This window comes from Desulfobotulus sapovorans DSM 2055 (assembly GCF_059569355.1).
The window spans coordinates 26,822-41,814 of sequence record NZ_JCANVJ010000014.1; the positions used below are offsets into that span (position 1 = coordinate 26,822).

Annotated in this window: 18 protein-coding genes and 1 tRNA gene; 4 read left to right on the forward strand and 15 right to left on the reverse strand. The window is 50.3% G+C overall.

What is annotated here, in order from left to right; genetic code table 11:
• Positions 1-43 precede the first annotated feature (43 nt).
• The 13 genes from ruvB to BR04_RS10740 form a co-directional block, all read right to left on the reverse strand.
• The gene (ruvB, locus tag BR04_RS10680) at positions 44-1,087 is read right to left on the reverse strand and encodes a Holliday junction branch migration DNA helicase RuvB (RefSeq protein WP_496355998.1); all 1,044 of its coding nucleotides are present in this window, start codon (positions 1,085-1,087) and stop codon (positions 44-46) included.
• On the reverse strand, positions 1,077-1,721 hold the full coding sequence (ruvA, locus tag BR04_RS10685) for a Holliday junction branch migration protein RuvA (protein WP_496355999.1): 645 nt from the start codon (positions 1,719-1,721) through the stop codon (positions 1,077-1,079). The genes ruvB and ruvA overlap by 11 nt, the downstream gene beginning before the upstream one ends.
• Positions 1,718-2,233: a crossover junction endodeoxyribonuclease RuvC gene (locus BR04_RS10690; protein ID WP_496356000.1), complete on the reverse strand. Its 516-nt coding sequence runs from the start codon at positions 2,231-2,233 to the stop codon at positions 1,718-1,720. Before BR04_RS10690 ends, ruvA begins: the two co-directional genes overlap by 4 nt.
• Position 2,234: 1 nt before the next feature.
• Complete coding sequence (ybgF, locus tag BR04_RS10695; protein ID WP_496356001.1) at positions 2,235-3,095, reverse strand: tol-pal system protein YbgF; 861 nt, start codon at positions 3,093-3,095, stop codon at positions 2,235-2,237.
• A gap of 69 nt (positions 3,096-3,164) precedes the next feature.
• Complete coding sequence (pal, locus tag BR04_RS10700) at positions 3,165-3,761, reverse strand: peptidoglycan-associated lipoprotein Pal (RefSeq protein WP_496356002.1); 597 nt, start codon at positions 3,759-3,761, stop codon at positions 3,165-3,167.
• An 18-nt stretch (positions 3,762-3,779) separates the two neighbouring features.
• Positions 3,780-5,129, reverse strand: a complete 1,350-nt coding sequence (gene tolB / locus BR04_RS10705; RefSeq protein ID WP_496356003.1) for a Tol-Pal system beta propeller repeat protein TolB — start codon at positions 5,127-5,129, stop codon at positions 3,780-3,782.
• Positions 5,129-5,746 (reverse strand): energy transducer TonB, encoded by a 618-nt coding sequence (locus BR04_RS10710; protein WP_496356004.1) that lies wholly within the window; start codon positions 5,744-5,746, stop codon positions 5,129-5,131. Before BR04_RS10710 ends, tolB begins: the two co-directional genes overlap by 1 nt.
• A gap of 281 nt (positions 5,747-6,027) precedes the next feature.
• Complete coding sequence (locus BR04_RS10715; RefSeq protein ID WP_496356005.1) at positions 6,028-6,444, reverse strand: ExbD/TolR family protein; 417 nt, start codon at positions 6,442-6,444, stop codon at positions 6,028-6,030.
• Positions 6,444-7,142: a protein TolQ gene (gene tolQ / locus BR04_RS10720; protein WP_496356006.1), complete on the reverse strand. Its 699-nt coding sequence runs from the start codon at positions 7,140-7,142 to the stop codon at positions 6,444-6,446. Before tolQ ends, BR04_RS10715 begins: the two co-directional genes overlap by 1 nt.
• A gap of 190 nt (positions 7,143-7,332) precedes the next feature.
• Complete coding sequence (gene groL / locus BR04_RS10725) at positions 7,333-8,976, reverse strand: chaperonin GroEL (protein WP_496356007.1); 1,644 nt, start codon at positions 8,974-8,976, stop codon at positions 7,333-7,335.
• Between the two features lie 65 nt (positions 8,977-9,041).
• Positions 9,042-9,335, reverse strand: coding sequence for a co-chaperone GroES (gene groES / locus BR04_RS10730; protein ID WP_496356008.1), 294 nt, complete (start codon positions 9,333-9,335; stop codon positions 9,042-9,044).
• A 228-nt stretch (positions 9,336-9,563) separates the two neighbouring features.
• A complete protein-coding gene (locus BR04_RS10735; protein ID WP_496356009.1) occupies positions 9,564-9,815 on the reverse strand; it encodes an FmdB family zinc ribbon protein in 252 nt (83 codons plus the stop codon).
• A gap of 132 nt (positions 9,816-9,947) precedes the next feature.
• Positions 9,948-10,538, reverse strand: a complete 591-nt coding sequence (locus tag BR04_RS10740) for a hypothetical protein (protein ID WP_496356010.1) — start codon at positions 10,536-10,538, stop codon at positions 9,948-9,950.
• Positions 10,539-10,809: 271 nt separating this feature from the next.
• On the opposite strand from BR04_RS10740, the gene BR04_RS10745 reads away from it, so the two are divergent.
• The gene (locus tag BR04_RS10745) at positions 10,810-10,905 is read left to right on the forward strand and encodes a 30S ribosomal protein bS22 (protein ID WP_496356011.1); all 96 of its coding nucleotides are present in this window, start codon (positions 10,810-10,812) and stop codon (positions 10,903-10,905) included.
• Positions 10,906-10,961: 56 nt separating this feature from the next.
• On the opposite strand, the gene hflC is transcribed toward BR04_RS10745, so the two are convergent.
• Complete coding sequence (gene hflC / locus BR04_RS10750; protein WP_496356012.1) at positions 10,962-11,951, reverse strand: protease modulator HflC; 990 nt, start codon at positions 11,949-11,951, stop codon at positions 10,962-10,964.
• A complete protein-coding gene (gene hflK, locus BR04_RS10755; protein ID WP_496356013.1) occupies positions 11,951-12,994 on the reverse strand; it encodes an FtsH protease activity modulator HflK in 1,044 nt (347 codons plus the stop codon). The genes hflC and hflK overlap by 1 nt, the downstream gene beginning before the upstream one ends.
• A gap of 489 nt (positions 12,995-13,483) precedes the next feature.
• On the opposite strand from hflK, the gene BR04_RS10760 reads away from it, so the two are divergent.
• The 3 genes from BR04_RS10760 to BR04_RS10770 all read left to right on the forward strand — a co-directional run bounded on the left by BR04_RS10760 (position 13,484) and on the right by BR04_RS10770 (position 14,730).
• Entirely contained in the window at positions 13,484-13,804 is a 321-nt protein-coding gene (locus tag BR04_RS10760) for a DciA family protein (protein ID WP_496356014.1), read from the forward strand.
• A complete protein-coding gene (locus BR04_RS10765) occupies positions 13,801-14,523 on the forward strand; it encodes a tRNA1(Val) (adenine(37)-N6)-methyltransferase (RefSeq protein ID WP_496356015.1) in 723 nt (240 codons plus the stop codon). Before BR04_RS10760 ends, BR04_RS10765 begins: the two co-directional genes overlap by 4 nt.
• A gap of 115 nt (positions 14,524-14,638) precedes the next feature.
• Positions 14,639-14,730: transfer RNA gene (locus BR04_RS10770), tRNA-Ser, on the forward strand.
• Positions 14,731-14,993: the final 263 nt, after the last annotated feature.

Genomic DNA, 14,993 nt, shown 5'->3' on the forward strand with positions numbered 1-14,993 from the left:
AAATTTTTCTAAGCCTAATTCTTTACTGGCAACCCACAAGATCTTAGCTCCCACATCCGGAAAGCCCCAGATGGCTGTAGGCAAGGGAACCCAGACGACGACCTGAGGATGTACGGATCACAAGGCCGGTTTTCAAAAGATACGGCTCTACAAGATCCACCAGGGTATCACTTTCTTCCTGCAGGGTTGCGGCAATGGCTTCAATACCAACAGGCCCTCCACCATAAAACCGGGCAATCGTCTGCAAATAACGACGATCCAGAGGCGTCAGCCCCATACCATCAATTCCCTCCAGAAGAAGGGCTTCCTGAACGGTTTTCTCATAAATACAGCCATCTCCCCTCACCTCCGCATAATCCCGTACCCGTTTCAAAAGCCGATTCACAATACGAGGGGTTCCCCGGCTTCGCAAAGCCAGAACACGGGCGGCTTCTGGATGCATCTCAATACCAAGCAGACCCGCAGAGCGCACGGCAATACGTACAAGATCTGCTTCACCATAAAAATCAAGACTCCGAAACAGGCCAAAACGATCCCTCAAAGGAGCCGACAACAGACCTACACGGGTGGTCGCACCCACAAGGACAAAACGGTTCAACCGGTATCTGTGGCTGCGGGCATGCACCCCTTTGTCAAAGACAAAATCAATGGCAAAATCTTCCATTGCCGAATATAAAAATTCTTCCACCGTTCTGGGGAGTCTGTGAATTTCATCGATAAAAAGAATGTCCCCTTCGGAAAGATGGGTCAGAATCCCTACAAGATCTCCCGCTTTTTCAAGGGCTGGCCCAGAAGTCAGGGTAAGTTTCCCCCCCATCTCATGGGCAATGATATGGGCAAGGGTGGTTTTTCCAAGGCCAGGAGGCCCATGGAGAAGCACATGTTCCAGGGGTTCCCCCCTCTTTCGTGCAGCAGAGATCGCAATCTGAAGGGTTTCAACGGTTTCAGACTGTCCCACGTAATCACGCAGAGAGGCGGGGCGAAGGGAAAAAAAAGCTTCTTCCTGGTCTTCCGTTCTCAGATCCGGGGTTACAAGCTCCCGGGATTCTGATGAAAAAAGAAGGGGGGAAACCGACTCATCCCTCATGGATGCCTCCGGGTTTCCAGCCCCGATAAATTTCTTCAAGGAGGGCCTCGGGAGTATGAATATCGGGGCTGCGCAACAGGGCTGCATGAATCAGTTTTTCCGCCTCTGCGGAACGATGCCCCATCTGAAGGGTCAGCACATCCATCACCATTCGAATCACCTCCCCATGCCGGGGTGAAGACAAGTGGCCTTCCGGATCAGACATTACAGGAATTTCCATAAAACGTGCTACCTTACCCGCAAGGGTCGCAACAATTTTCTGAGCCGTCCTTTTTCCGATTCCCTTCAAACCGCAAAGCCCAGCCACGTCACCGGATTCAATCAAACGGGCAATCTCAGTCACAGGCAACGTCAATGCTTTGGCCGCTTTCATGGGACCAATGTCTTCCACGGTAAGAAAAAGCTGAAAAAAATCCTTTTCCTCTTCCGTATGGAAACCGATAAGAACCGGGCGAGGCTGACGGTCTGTCTGATAATAATAGATGTGCAGGGCCAGGGGAGTTCCCAATACCTGCCCTGCCAGAGCATCCAGCACCAGAGTCGGCAAAAGCACCTCATATCCCACATGCTGCACAAGAAGCAGAATCCGGTCTTCTTCAATTTTGAACAAAAAGCCTTCAAGATACGCAATCATAGCACTCCTGGCATATGCAAACGATTTTTCTCCGTGCCATGAAAACGGTAAAGACCTATAAGGGCAAGGGCAAGGGCATCCGAGGCATGATCCGGCCGAATGGGTTCCGGATGGGAGAGGGCATGACGTACCGCACGCTCCAGCTGCTGCTTGGAAGCCGTACCACTGCCCGTCAACACCTTCTTGGCTTCCCGTACCGCCACCTCCCGCACGGCAACCCGGGCCTGACATCCGGCAACCAGAAGCGCCCCCGTCACTTTTCCCAGAAGGATACCGGAACGGGGATATTGTTGCAGGGAAAAAATATCCTCCACAACCATGAGATCCGGCTGTTCTTCCTTCAGAAGGGAAGAGAGCTGGAGATAAATTTTTCCCAGACGTTCCGCAAGGGAAGCTTCCTTTGATGTTTCAATACAGCCAAAGGCATAGCTGGCCACACGCAGTCCCTCACCCCGGACAATCCCCACCCCTGTTCTTGCCAGACCCGGGTCAAGACCCAGAATACATTGCATTTTATAACTGTCGAAGCTTTCTCTGGGCAATAAGGGTTTCGCTGGAACCAGGGAATTTCCTCACCAGTTCTTCAAGAATCAATCGGGCATTGGCTTTCTGCCCCAATTTCTCAAAAGCCAGCCCCTGTTTCAGAAGTGCGGATGCGACCTTGTTCCCCTTGGGATATCCATCAATAACTTTCTGATATTCCAGTATGGCTTTTTCATACCAGTTTTCACGGTAATAAATTTCCCCGATCCAGAACTGGGCATTATCCGCTCTTTCAGATTTTGGAAAACGTTTCAGGATTTCCTGAAAACCATCCCGGGCCCTTTCAAGGGCACCACTGTCAAAAGCCTGTTTGGCTTCTTCATAAAGAGCATCCAGATCAAGGGGCTGGACAGGTGTCTGATCCACCGTTTTTTCGGGTAGAGGCTTTTCAGCAGGAACAACTTCCGCAGTTTCAAGACCGACATAGTCAGCAAGATGCTGAAGACGACCGGATAATTTAAGAATCTCATCCTTTAAAAAAGCCAGCTCATCCTTCAGTCCATGGGGATCTCCCATTCCTGCACGGGCACGAAAATCACTTTCCTCCATGCTTCCCTGCAACTGCTGAATGGCAAGCCGCAGGCCATCCATTTCTGAACGCATACGGGCATAAGAGGATCGCAAATCCTGTTCCTGGGATGCAAGCCTGTCCGCCATAAGCGCCATTTGCTGAACGCTGTCTTCCTGCATGACAGAAAAAGCTTCAGCCCCCTGTTCCAATGACAGCATACGGGTATCGATTTCCGCGATATCCTGGCGTGTGGCGCAACCGAAAAGAAACAGGCTGACCCCAATAACAATACAGGCTCCGTGCCCTGTCATCTTTATCATGAATACGGATCCTTGAAAAAGATCCGGAATACGCATCCCCTGCCTATCCCGGATCTTTTATTCATAAGGTTAACGAATTACAAACTGAGCCCTGCGGTTCTGTGCCCATGCGGCTTCGGTTTTTGCACCATCCAGGGGTCTTTCCTCCCCATAGCTGATAGTAGCTACCCGATCTCCCGCAATACCGCTGTCCACAAGATACTTTTTGGCAGCTCTGGCCCGTCGATCCCCCAGAGCCAGGTTGTATTCTTGCGTTCCTCTTTCATCACAGTGACCTTCCACAGTGACCTTCACAGTGGGATTTGCACGAAGCCACGCAACCTTGGTGTCCAACATCCGCATCGCTTCGGAAGTCAGCACAAAGCTGTCAAACTCAAAATGAACATGCAACCCGAAAAAATCCGCTTTGGCCTGGGCCTTCTGCTCCATTTCCCGACGCTCAGCTTCCGCTTTTTCTCTGGCAAGACGCTCGGCATCAATGCGGGCCTGTTCTGCTTTTTTGGCCTCTGCTTCCGTCTGAAGACGTGCAGCCTCTTCCTGGCGCTGTTGTTCTGCAAGGGTATCCGTCAGATCGTCTCCCCCTGTCTTGCCTGCACAGGATGCGAGCACCATGACGCAGAACATTAGCAGCACCCACCCATAACGCCCTCTCATTTTTGCAGCCATACGTCCTCCTTCATTTCATTAAAAATGTACAGGTTTTAACGACCATCTTGGTGTTGTCTGATGACCGGGCATGGACAGCAGGCGACGCTGATCCGTACCGTAGGCCGTCATGACATGAAGCTTGAAAGCACCTTCACGGGAAGATGTAAAAGCAATCAGGCTGCCATCCGGAGACCAGGATGGGTCTTCATTGTCCCCGGCATTCCGTGTCAGCTGTACAATCGTATTGTTTTCAAGATCCATACGATAAATATTGATTCCTTCTTCCTTCCGCATCCCCACAAAAGCAAGGAATTTTCCATCCGGAGAAAAGGCCGGGGAAGTGTTGTAATTCCCCTCAAAGGTGACCCTGCGGGTTTCCCCAGAAGCCATATCCAGGATATAAATCTGGGGAGATCCGGAACGCCTTGAGACAAACGCCATTTGCCGGGCATCGCTGGAAAAGGAGGGAGAAACATCAATATCCCAGCTGTGGCTAAGTTTTTTAATCACTTTACCATGACCGGTCAACAGATAAATATTCTGATTCCCCTCAAAAGAAAGAGTCGCTGCCAGCTGAAAAGCCCCCGGAATCCAGGCAGGTGTGATATTCAGGCCCGACTTGGAAACCACGACCCCCCGCCCTCCTTCCAAATGACGGATGTAGAGATCCGGATTGCCCTTTGCATAAGATGTGTAGGCCAGCCAGTTACCATCGGATGACCAGGCGGGTGACAGGGCAATACTCTGATCCCGTGTTTCCTGGCGCACCCCCGTACCATCATAATCACAGATATAAATTTCCTTATGCCCTGTACTGTCGGAAACAAAGGCCAGCCGACTTTCGTACAGGCCCTGGCGCCCCGTAACCTGAAAAAGAATTTCTGCAGCAAAAAGACGCAGCATCCTGCGATAATCGAGAGCAGGCCCACGGTAACGTTTTCCCACCACCAGCGTACCCTGAATGGCATCAAACAGACGACACTCCATCTCCAACTGCCCATCCGTATCCACAACAAGCCCCACAGTGACCAAGAGCTCCACTTCCTGCTGCTTCCACAGGGAAAAATCAATCTGTGAAGCAACCACTCCCCCAAGCCTGGGAAAGTCCGGTACATCGTGGGCTGAAAAAACATTAAAATACCCTGAAAAACGAACAGACTCAGCGAGATACTCCCCTCCACTGAGACTAAGATCCTGAAGAGCGGCATCTTCTTTAAGCGGAATAAAAGACGGAATAGCAATGGGCACCTTTCTGAAAGAAGGTGCCTGTATCTCAATAATAGGTACGGTTTCAGAAGCAAGTCCCAGGCCCGATGTGGCCAGACAGAACAGAAAAAGCCACAGGCTTTTCCATATACCGAAAGAAAACACATCTCCGCCTGCCATCACAAATCCACCCCTTTATCCGTAAAACGAAGCCCCATCCCTATCCGCTCCTCCCTAATCGCATCCGGAACAACCGGAAAGGGTTCTGACTTCAGTATGGCCCGTCGGGCAGACTCATCCACCAGCCTGTTCCCCGAAGACTGCTGCACAACAAGATCCCGAACCCGTCCGTCCCTCATAATATGAAAAACCACCACAGCCCCCTCCCGGGCCTTACCCTGACCCGCATAGACCCAATTCTGCTGCACCCTGTAAGCCGCCTGAGAACGATAGAGATCCAAGGCTCTCTGAGATATCATCCCCTGGTAATGCCCACTCGGCCCCTCCCCCATACTGCCTGAAGATGTCGGAGTACGATCTGCCTCCGGCTCCTTCCCCCTGTCGGATTCCGCTGCAGGACGTCCCGCTTCCACCTGACGCGCCATTTCAGCCAAAGCAGAATCCACGACACCCCGATTGAGTTCCTCGACAGAAGATCTTGTCCGCTGGGAAGACAAGGGGCGTTTTATCGATACAGGCGGAGAAGAAGAAGGGGATTCTTCCGCAGGAGAAACTTTGGTCTCTCGAAGGGTGGGGAGCAGAACCTTTTCCGTAACCGTTTTTCTTTCGACCTCCAAGGGTTTCTCAGCAATACGGGGGACAGAAGGCACGTCCTGGGGACGGGGACGTCTCGGCACAGCTGCCCTGATTTCAGGCTCAGGGGATACAGAGGAAGAAGATGGAACTTCCGAGGGAGGTGCCACAAGATCCACCAGCATGGGAGACAGGAAAACAGGCAAAGGAGGTTTTATCCATGATGAGACGAAAAACAGTAAGCAGAACAAAATAATATGAACTACAAGGGAAAAAAAAACAAACAGCCCAAAACGATCCTCCAGGCCGTCTCTCTTCACCGCCATCACCGTCCTTTATCCTCCAGAGGCTGGGTCAGCATACCAAGCTGAACAACTCCCGCCCTGCGCACTGCATTCATGACTTCCACAACCTTGCCATAACTGACCTGGGTATCGGCCTTCAAAAGCACCTGGGGATCAGTGGTGCCCCTTATCCAGTCAACCATACGGCTTTCCAGAAAACCCGGCGCGATACGGACATCCTGAATCCAGATTCCCCCATCACGATCCATCACAATAATCAGGGGAGCAGCCTTTTCTTCCATGGGAGCAGAATCCACTTGCGGGAGTGAAACTTCTTCCCCCTGTTGCAGCATGGGGGCAGTTACCATGAAAATAATCAGAAGAACAAGCATGACATCCACAAAAGGGGTCACGTTGATATCACTCATCATTTCATTGCTGCGATACCCCCCTGCCATCAGGAGCCCCCCTGCATACGATGCAAATCATGCTCAACGATATTCAGAAAATCCGAAGAAAAATTTTCAAGCTCCGAACTCAAAGTACGGATTCTATGCAAAAATGCATTATAGGCAACAACGGCGGGAATAGCAACAGCAAGCCCAATGGCTGTCGCTATGAGGGCTTCGGAAATACCCGGCGCAACCACGGCTAAACTGGCAGATCCCTTCACTCCAATACCATGAAAAGCGTCCATGATACCCCATACCGTCCCCAAAAGCCCGATAAAAGGTGCCGTATTCCCGCAGGTTGCCAAAAAAGAAACCCTCTGCCCCATGCGTGTCACCTCCGCGGCAATGGTACGCTGCAAGGTTCGCTTCAGGGTATCAAGTCCGACCATCCTGGTTCCCAGAGTTTCTCCCTCCCCCATGGTCTCCATAGCCTTGAGTTCTTTATAACCTGCCCGAAAAAGCCGGGCAGCCGGACTCTCCCCCATGTGTTTCATCCTGGAATGCACATCGGAAAGATTGGCGCTCTTCCAAAAAAATTCCTGAAACCGCAGAGACTCCCGATAATCCCGACGTAAAGAAAAAAATTTAATCAGAATAATGGCCCAGGATATGAGAGAAAAAAGAATCAGGATGAACAGAACAAGCTTCACCACCGGGCCTGCTGAACCGAGAATCACAAGAAAATCCAAAGAATCGTGGGACATGCGCTCACCCCGGAAACGGCATTAAATGTCATGATCCGGACAGCCCGGATCCCCCCTCCAAAATATTCGGTTTCATTACCTATAAGACCCACCCCCCTGTGTCAAGGAAAGGCAAAACCCCGGAGTACGCAAACGTACACCGGGGCCTTTTTCACTCACACACTATCGGACAAGAAAACAGATCAAGCCCTTACATCATACCGCCCATACCACCCATACCGCCCATGCCACCAGCACCCATGGCTGCACCCGCTGCTTTTTCATCAGGCTTGTCTGCAATCATGGCCTCTGTGGTAAGCATCAGGGAAGCCACACTGGCGGCATTCTGCAGGGCAAAACGCACCACCTTGGTGGGGTCAATGACACCCGCCTCGATGAGATCTTCGTAAACATCCGTCGCAGCGTTATATCCAAAAGGCCCTTCACCCTGCTTTACCTTGTCAATGACAACGGAGCCTTCAACACCGGCATTGTTGGCAATCTGACGCAGAGGCTCTTCCATGGCCCGCATGATCACACGGACACCCAGTTTTTCTTCAGCCTTGAACTTGCCTTTTTCCAATGCCGCCATGCAGCGAACCAGAGCCACGCCACCACCAGGAACAATACCTTCCTCAACTGCGGCACGGGTCGCATTCAGTGCATCTTCAACACGGGCTTTCTTTTCCTTCATTTCCGTTTCCGTAGCGGCGCCCACGCTAATCACAGCAACACCACCGATAAGCTTGGCCAGGCGTTCCTGAAGTTTTTCACGGTCATAATCGGAAGAAGTTTCTTCCACCTGAGCACGGATCTGTTTCACACGGGCTTCAAGGGCTGTGCGGGAACCGGCACCATCCACGATGGTGGTATTCTCCTTGTCAATGGAGATACTCTTGGCCTTGCCAAGATCCGTAAGCTGCATGCTTTCCAGCTTGATCCCCATATCTTCAGAAACCACCTGCCCACCGGTAAGCACAGCAATATCTTCCAGCATGGCCTTTCTTCTGTCTCCAAAACCGGGAGCTTTGACAGCAGCAACGCTCAGGGTACCCCGAAGCTTGTTGACCACAAGGGTGGCCAGGGCTTCGCCGTCCACATCTTCTGCAATAATAACAAGGGGCTTACCCATCTTGGCAACCTGCTCCAGAATGGGAAGCAGTTCTTTCATGTTGCTGACCTTCTTCTCACTGAGGAGAATATAGGCATCCTGCAACTCACAAACCATTTTTTCCGTATCCGTGACAAAATAAGGGGAAAGGTAACCACGATCAAACTGCATCCCTTCCACCACATCCAGGGTTGTTTCCATGGATTTGGCCTCTTCCACGGTAATCACACCCTCTTTGCCCACTTTTTCCATGGCATCAGCAATGATATTGCCAATGGTTTCATCACTGTTTGCAGAAATAGTACCCACCTGAGCAATCTCACGACGATCCTTGGTGGGCTTGCTCAGCTTGATGAGCTCCTTCACAGCCACTTCCACAGCCTTGTCAATCCCGCGCTTGATGGACATGGGATTGTTACCGGCGACAACCAGCTTCTGCCCCTCTTCGTAAATGGCACGCGCCAGAACCGTTGCCGTGGTTGTACCATCACCGGCCATATCAGATGTTTTGGAAGAAACTTCCTTAACCATCTGGGCACCCATATTTTCGAACTTATCCGCAAGCTCAATTTCCTTGGCCACGGTAACCCCATCCTTGGTGACCGTAGGCGATCCCCAGGATTTTTCAATAACAACGTTACGCCCCTTGGGTCCAAGGGTAACAACCACAGCATCCGCAAGAGCCTTTACACCCTTGAGCATCTTTGCACGTGCATCTTCACTATAAATAATCTCTTTAGCCATGATATCTTTCTCCGTTCAGATCTGAATTAACTTTACACCCCTCAAAACTGGCATCATCCCAGAAATCAGGCTTCGTTCACAACGGCATAGACATCATCCTGTGACATGATCAGGAATTCTTCGCCGCCCATTTTCACCTCATTGCCGCCATACTTACTGAAAAGAATCCGATCGCCTACCTTGATATCCATGGGAATGCGCTCACCCTTTTCATTTATACGGCCGTCACCAACGGCAATAACGGTTCCCTCAGCAGGTTTTTCCTTGGCCGTATCCGGAATGATGATACCACCCTTGGTCGTTGTAGCCTCTTCAGTACGCTTGACAACAATCCGGTCAAACAAAGGTCTGATGTTCATTGCAGCAACTCTCCTTTTTAAAAAAATGGGCAAAAATTATGATTCATTGGATGACTCCGGAATCGGTCGATACGATAATCACAACGATGCACTTGTAAAGTCCTTCGGCCTCATTTTTCACACAAAAAAACCCCGGAAAAACCAAGTGCATCCTGGGCACCTGACCCAACCAGATTTTCTTCTATGTACCGGGAATCGGCCCTCAGGCCGCTTTCAGATACCCTATAATCAATCCGAGGACTGAGAATCACCTGAATTTTCACCACCCGGAGGGGGTGAGAAAGAAGAAGACGGTGCTTTACTACCACCATAATCCGTCACATACCAGCCTCCACCCTTCAGGTGAAACGTCGTCTGAGACATGACCTTACGTACGGATCCACCGCAGAACTGACAATGCGCCAGGGGAGGATCCGAAATTTTCTGTAATACATCCATCATCTTTCCACACCTGGCGCATTCATACTCATAAATCGGCATGCCACCCTCTCCTGATCTTGAAAAATACTGAAAGAAGTTTTCTGAACTGCACATCCATTTACAAAACGTGCTAAAGATAGTCAGTTCTTTTCCCTTGTCAAGAATCCCGAAAAGACCTGAAAAAAACCTTTTTCAACCCGCCCCTTTCCCAATCCATCTCCTGTCCCTACACGCCCAGGAAACAACAGGATCCAGCATCAACCGTTCTGCACCCGCAAAAGCAGAGCAGACCCCCCCCATTCCTCGCAGAGAAATACCTCGTACAATGGTATGGGTAAGTTCTTCCACCCTTGATTCCTCCTGCATCCTGGCATCAAGAGAGGCATCAAAAAGCTGAAGATGGCTGGAAAAACGCACCACATGTACCAGTTCATGCACCAGAATAAAAACAAGAAAAGGCAGGGGAGCCATACGGGAATCTTCCCGCAGACGATGCAGAATCAAGCCATCCTGAAGACAGATACGGTAAACGGTAAAGGCCGATGCGGATGTACTGCTCCGCCATGGCATCCCGACATAGCGCAGTACCTGGGCGTACACCCCTGCCACATGTTCATGAGCAAGAAGTGTCGCTGCCGTCTGCACATCATAGCGAAGACGCGCCCATTGTGATGTACTCATTTTATAAAAATCCGCCACAGACTCCTCAGCCACATGCAAAGCACTGTCCAGAATATCCAGCAGTTCCTGCGAAAAGACATCCCTGAAACCAACCTGATTCAAGATCCGCCTCCTTTCCACACCGGCTCTTCCCGGAAAATCATGTGGACAATGGGAGCGCCGACGTGCTATGAAACCAGCTTATCGATATCAGCAGCAGATCGATAAGGTATACAACCGATAAAATACGGTTTCTTCCTTTTATGAAAGGTCAAAGCTCAACCCCTGAAAAGCATAGGAATGTATTTTCTGTGGATTAATGCTCTGATCCGATGTAAAAAGTGTATTTCGTTCAACCACCCTGTATTTTTCCTTTCAAACTGGAGGTGTTACCTTGGGTAGTGTCATCAAAAAACGCAGAAAAAAAATGCGGCGCCACAAGCACCGGAAACTTCTGGCCCGCACACGCCATCAGCGTAAAAAAAAATAAGTCCTGCCTTTTTCCGGCAAAGAAAAAGCACCCGTTTCCGGGTGCTTTTTTTATAGCTATTTTTTACCTACCCCTTGGTGTTTAAGAAACCGCATAAAATCTGAATCCGTTGAAAAAACCACCTGACTCCCCTGAAGTGCATCCTTATAATTTTCAAGAGTCTGCTGATAGGTATAAAAATCAGGATCCACACCATAAGTTTTTCCCAAAAGCCCAACCACCTTCGCGTCCGCATCACCACGGATTTTCTGGGCCGTACGATAGGCCTCGGAGTCAATACGCTGCAATTCCCGCTCTTTGTCCCCCCGTATTTTACGGGCTTCTCCCACACCTTCAGAACGGTATTTTTCCGCAATCTGACGACGCTCGGCAATCATTCTTTTATAGACCGACTCCCGAACCTGTTCCACATAATTGATCCGTTTTACCTTGACATCCACAAGCTCAATACCAAAAACATCCAGCCTGGGCTGAGCCTGTTCCATGATTTTCTGGGTCATACGCTCCCGGCCCAAACGGATCTCCCTGATCTGACTGGTTTCCCGGGAAACGGCCATCCTGTCCCTCTCTTCCTCTACGGTTTCCTCTTCTCCAAAGGCATCCATCTCCACCCAGGGATCCATCTCCCGGTTGGTCCAGCGGACAGACTCCACAAGAGAATTGGAAGTCACGAGGTTGCGGATAGAAGGATCAATGATTTCATCAAGTCGTCCTTTAGCCAGATGAAAACTGCCAATGGACTGGAAAAACCGGACAGGATCCACAATACGCCAACGGGCAAAGGCATCCACATAAATATAGGTTTTATCCAGAGTCGGAATCTGCCCCGGATCCCCATCCCATGCCTGAAGATTTTTCGGAAAAAACGTTGCCGTCTGAATCAGAGGAATCTTAAACTTCAGGCCAGGCTCCACAATGGGCTTGCCCACAATTTTACCGAACTGGGTAATCACAACCTGCTCAGTCTCATCCACAACAAAGGCCGCAGAATAGATCACGATCGCCAGTACCACAAAAATGGCACCTAAAAGACCTTTTATTTTCATCACTTCACCCCGACTTCTTTTCCAAGGTTCAGGAAGGGCAACACATTACCCTGATCCGCATCGATAATATACTTTTCCTTCAGTGTAGGCAGAAGATCCCGCATCATCTCAAGATACATACGCCTCTCCGTCACATCCTTTGCCCCTTTGTACTCGGTATAGATGCTCCGGAACCGTGCTGCATCCCCTTCCGCACGGTTGACACGGTTCATGGCATACCCCTCAGCCTCAAGAATAACGCGCTGGGCCTCACCCCTCGCAGCAGGGACAGCCTTGTTGTACTCTTCCTTGGCTTTATATATCATCTGCTCCCGTTCCTGCACGGCCTGGTTGACCTCATTAAAAGATGGCTGAACAGGCTCAGGCACGTTGGTTCGCTTCATTTCAATGGTGACAACATAGATCCCCGCCTCCGCCTTATCCAGCTCCTTCTGGAGAATCTCCTGGGCTGCAATGGCAATTTCTTCGCGGGAACTGATGACCTCGTTAATACTCCTGTCCCCCACGACAAGGCGCATACTGGCCTCGGAAAGATCCCTCAGCAGCTGCCTTGGATCCTGAACCTTGAACATAAAGCTGTAAGGATCCCGAATCTGATACTGCACAATCCAGGGCACCAGAGCGACATTGAGATCCCCAGTCAGCATAAGAGCTGCATTTTCCATATCACTGCCCGCAAAACGGGTTTTTGCATCCATATTTTCACGAAAACCGAATTCTTCCTTGTATACCAGCCGCACCTTTACCTTGGTAACGGTCTCAATACCTGCGGGAAGCTTGAAATTCAAACCAGGATCCGTGATTCTGGAAAATTTACCGAATCGCTGCACAACCCCCACCTCAGAGACACCTACCGTATAGAACATGGTAGATCCCATCATGACGGCTAGCGCCACAAGGGCAATGAGCCACAAACTTCCTGGCACATGGATATTTCTCAACTGATCCACCATTTCATCCACCTGGGGAGGGGTTCCCCCGCCACCTTCCCGGCGACCATTTTTTTTCTGTTGTTCCCTGAGCTTATCCCAGTCCCAATTCATATGCGTATTTTCCTTCCAAAAGGTTCAAAAATCCCTGTCCGGGACCCATCCTCACAATCCATACGACTGCCACCCCCTCCAGCTTTTTCTTTTTCCGTCCTCTCCACCCCCATGCACAAAAAAATCTGACTCTTATGCCCTCTCAAACGAGACTCCAGAAGAATAACCGAAAAGACCGGAAACGAATGGAAGGGAATAATTAAGGAGGATTTCACGATTTTTGTGTAAGCCATCTGGCTTCATACTGAAAAAATCTGTTTTTCCCATTGTGCATTTTATTTTTTTGCGGCAGAAATTCAAAAAAAGACAAAAACATAATTCAGCAAATTAAAATGCAACGCCCTTCAAGTCAAGGGAAATACAAAAACCTGAAAATCGTATCCTTTATCAGGAGACTGCCATATTCCACCCCACGGGCCTTTCCATACATCCGGGCAAAAAGAATACCCACCCTGGCAACCATCGGATCGAATTTTCAGCGGAGTCCCCATGACAAAAAAAAGACCCCAAAACAAGAGACTTTCCCATATCAGTGCTGCCCTTGATATCGCCATGGAACCCTTCCGCAACCGCTATGGAAAAGGAGATTTTCAGGCAATCTGGCACTATTGGGAAGGAGCTGTCGGTTCTGAAATTGCAAAAAATGCCAAACCCATCTCCTTCAGGGATGGCTGCCTCCTTGTCGCCGTAGCCAGTTCTGTCTGGATGCAGCATTTGCAGTTTCTTAAACCAGAAATCAAAGAACGCATCAACACGGCATACGGCTCCCCCCTTGTCCAGGATATCCGTCTGCGCATCGGAGTCCTGTGACACTCTTCAGCACAGACAGCCTTGGAACCCTGAACGTCCTTCAGCACAAGGAAGGGTATCGTTTTTCCCTGGATCCCGTCCTTCTGGCCCACCACATCCTCCCCCGTTCCGGTGAGCATATACTGGATCTTGGGACAGGATGCGGCATCCTTTCCCTGCTTTTGCTCCTTAAAAATCCTGATATTACCATTACTGCCGTTGAAATCCAGACGGGGCTTGCGGAGCTGGCCCGGAAAAACGCCCTGATAAATCGCGTACAGAACAGGCTCCGGATCCTGGAAACGGACATGCAGCTTCTTGATCAGCAAGTGACCTGCGGCCCTGTGGACAGCATTGTCATCAACCCCCCTTATTACAAACACCACAGCGGTCGTATCAACCCCCAGGAAGAGCGGGCCATCGCCCGGCATGAAATCCTGATCACCCTTGATGGCTGGCTGAACACAGCAAAACGCCTCCTGAAAACAGGCGGAAAACTTCACTGTATTTTCCCGGCAGATCGCAGCACAGAGCTGCTCTGCACCATGAACGCATACCGAATCACCCCCAAGAGACTGCGCAGCATTCACTCCCTGCCCGGAAATCCCGCCCGTCTGGTGATTGTGGAAGGTATCCTTGGCGCTGCCTCCGGCCTGCTCCTCCATTCCCCCCTTTTTCTTTACGATCAGGTTGGCATACAGAGCCGCGAGGCCAGAGAGATTCTGAAGCCAGGAACCTGATCACAAAAAAGATCCTCCCTGTTCCAATTCTTCTGTTGACACCAGAAATAAAAACGACTAATTACTCATTCCTGTCTGGCGCATTCTTGACATACAATGTCAGGCCATACACTGCGGAGAGGTGACCGAGCTGGCTGAAGGTGCACGCCTGGAAAGCGTGTGTACGTCAAAAGCGTACCGGGGGTTCGAATCCCCCCTTCTCCGCCATACAAAAAAGATACCTGCTTATTACAAGCTTTTAAAATAAAGCAGGTTACGAATTGTCAGGGAATCTTCGGATTCCCTTTTTTCTTTTCCGGGGGTTCAGCTCCATGCCCCCCTGAAAAACTGCAAGGCAAGGCTGCATCTGATTATCACCTTCCTTCAGCCATCACTCCCACATTCCAGCGCGGGAGCGATGGGTTTACTGATCTAAAGGCAACGCCTGAAACGGCATGGCTGCGCCAGGGCCGTCGTCAGAATTTTGTAGG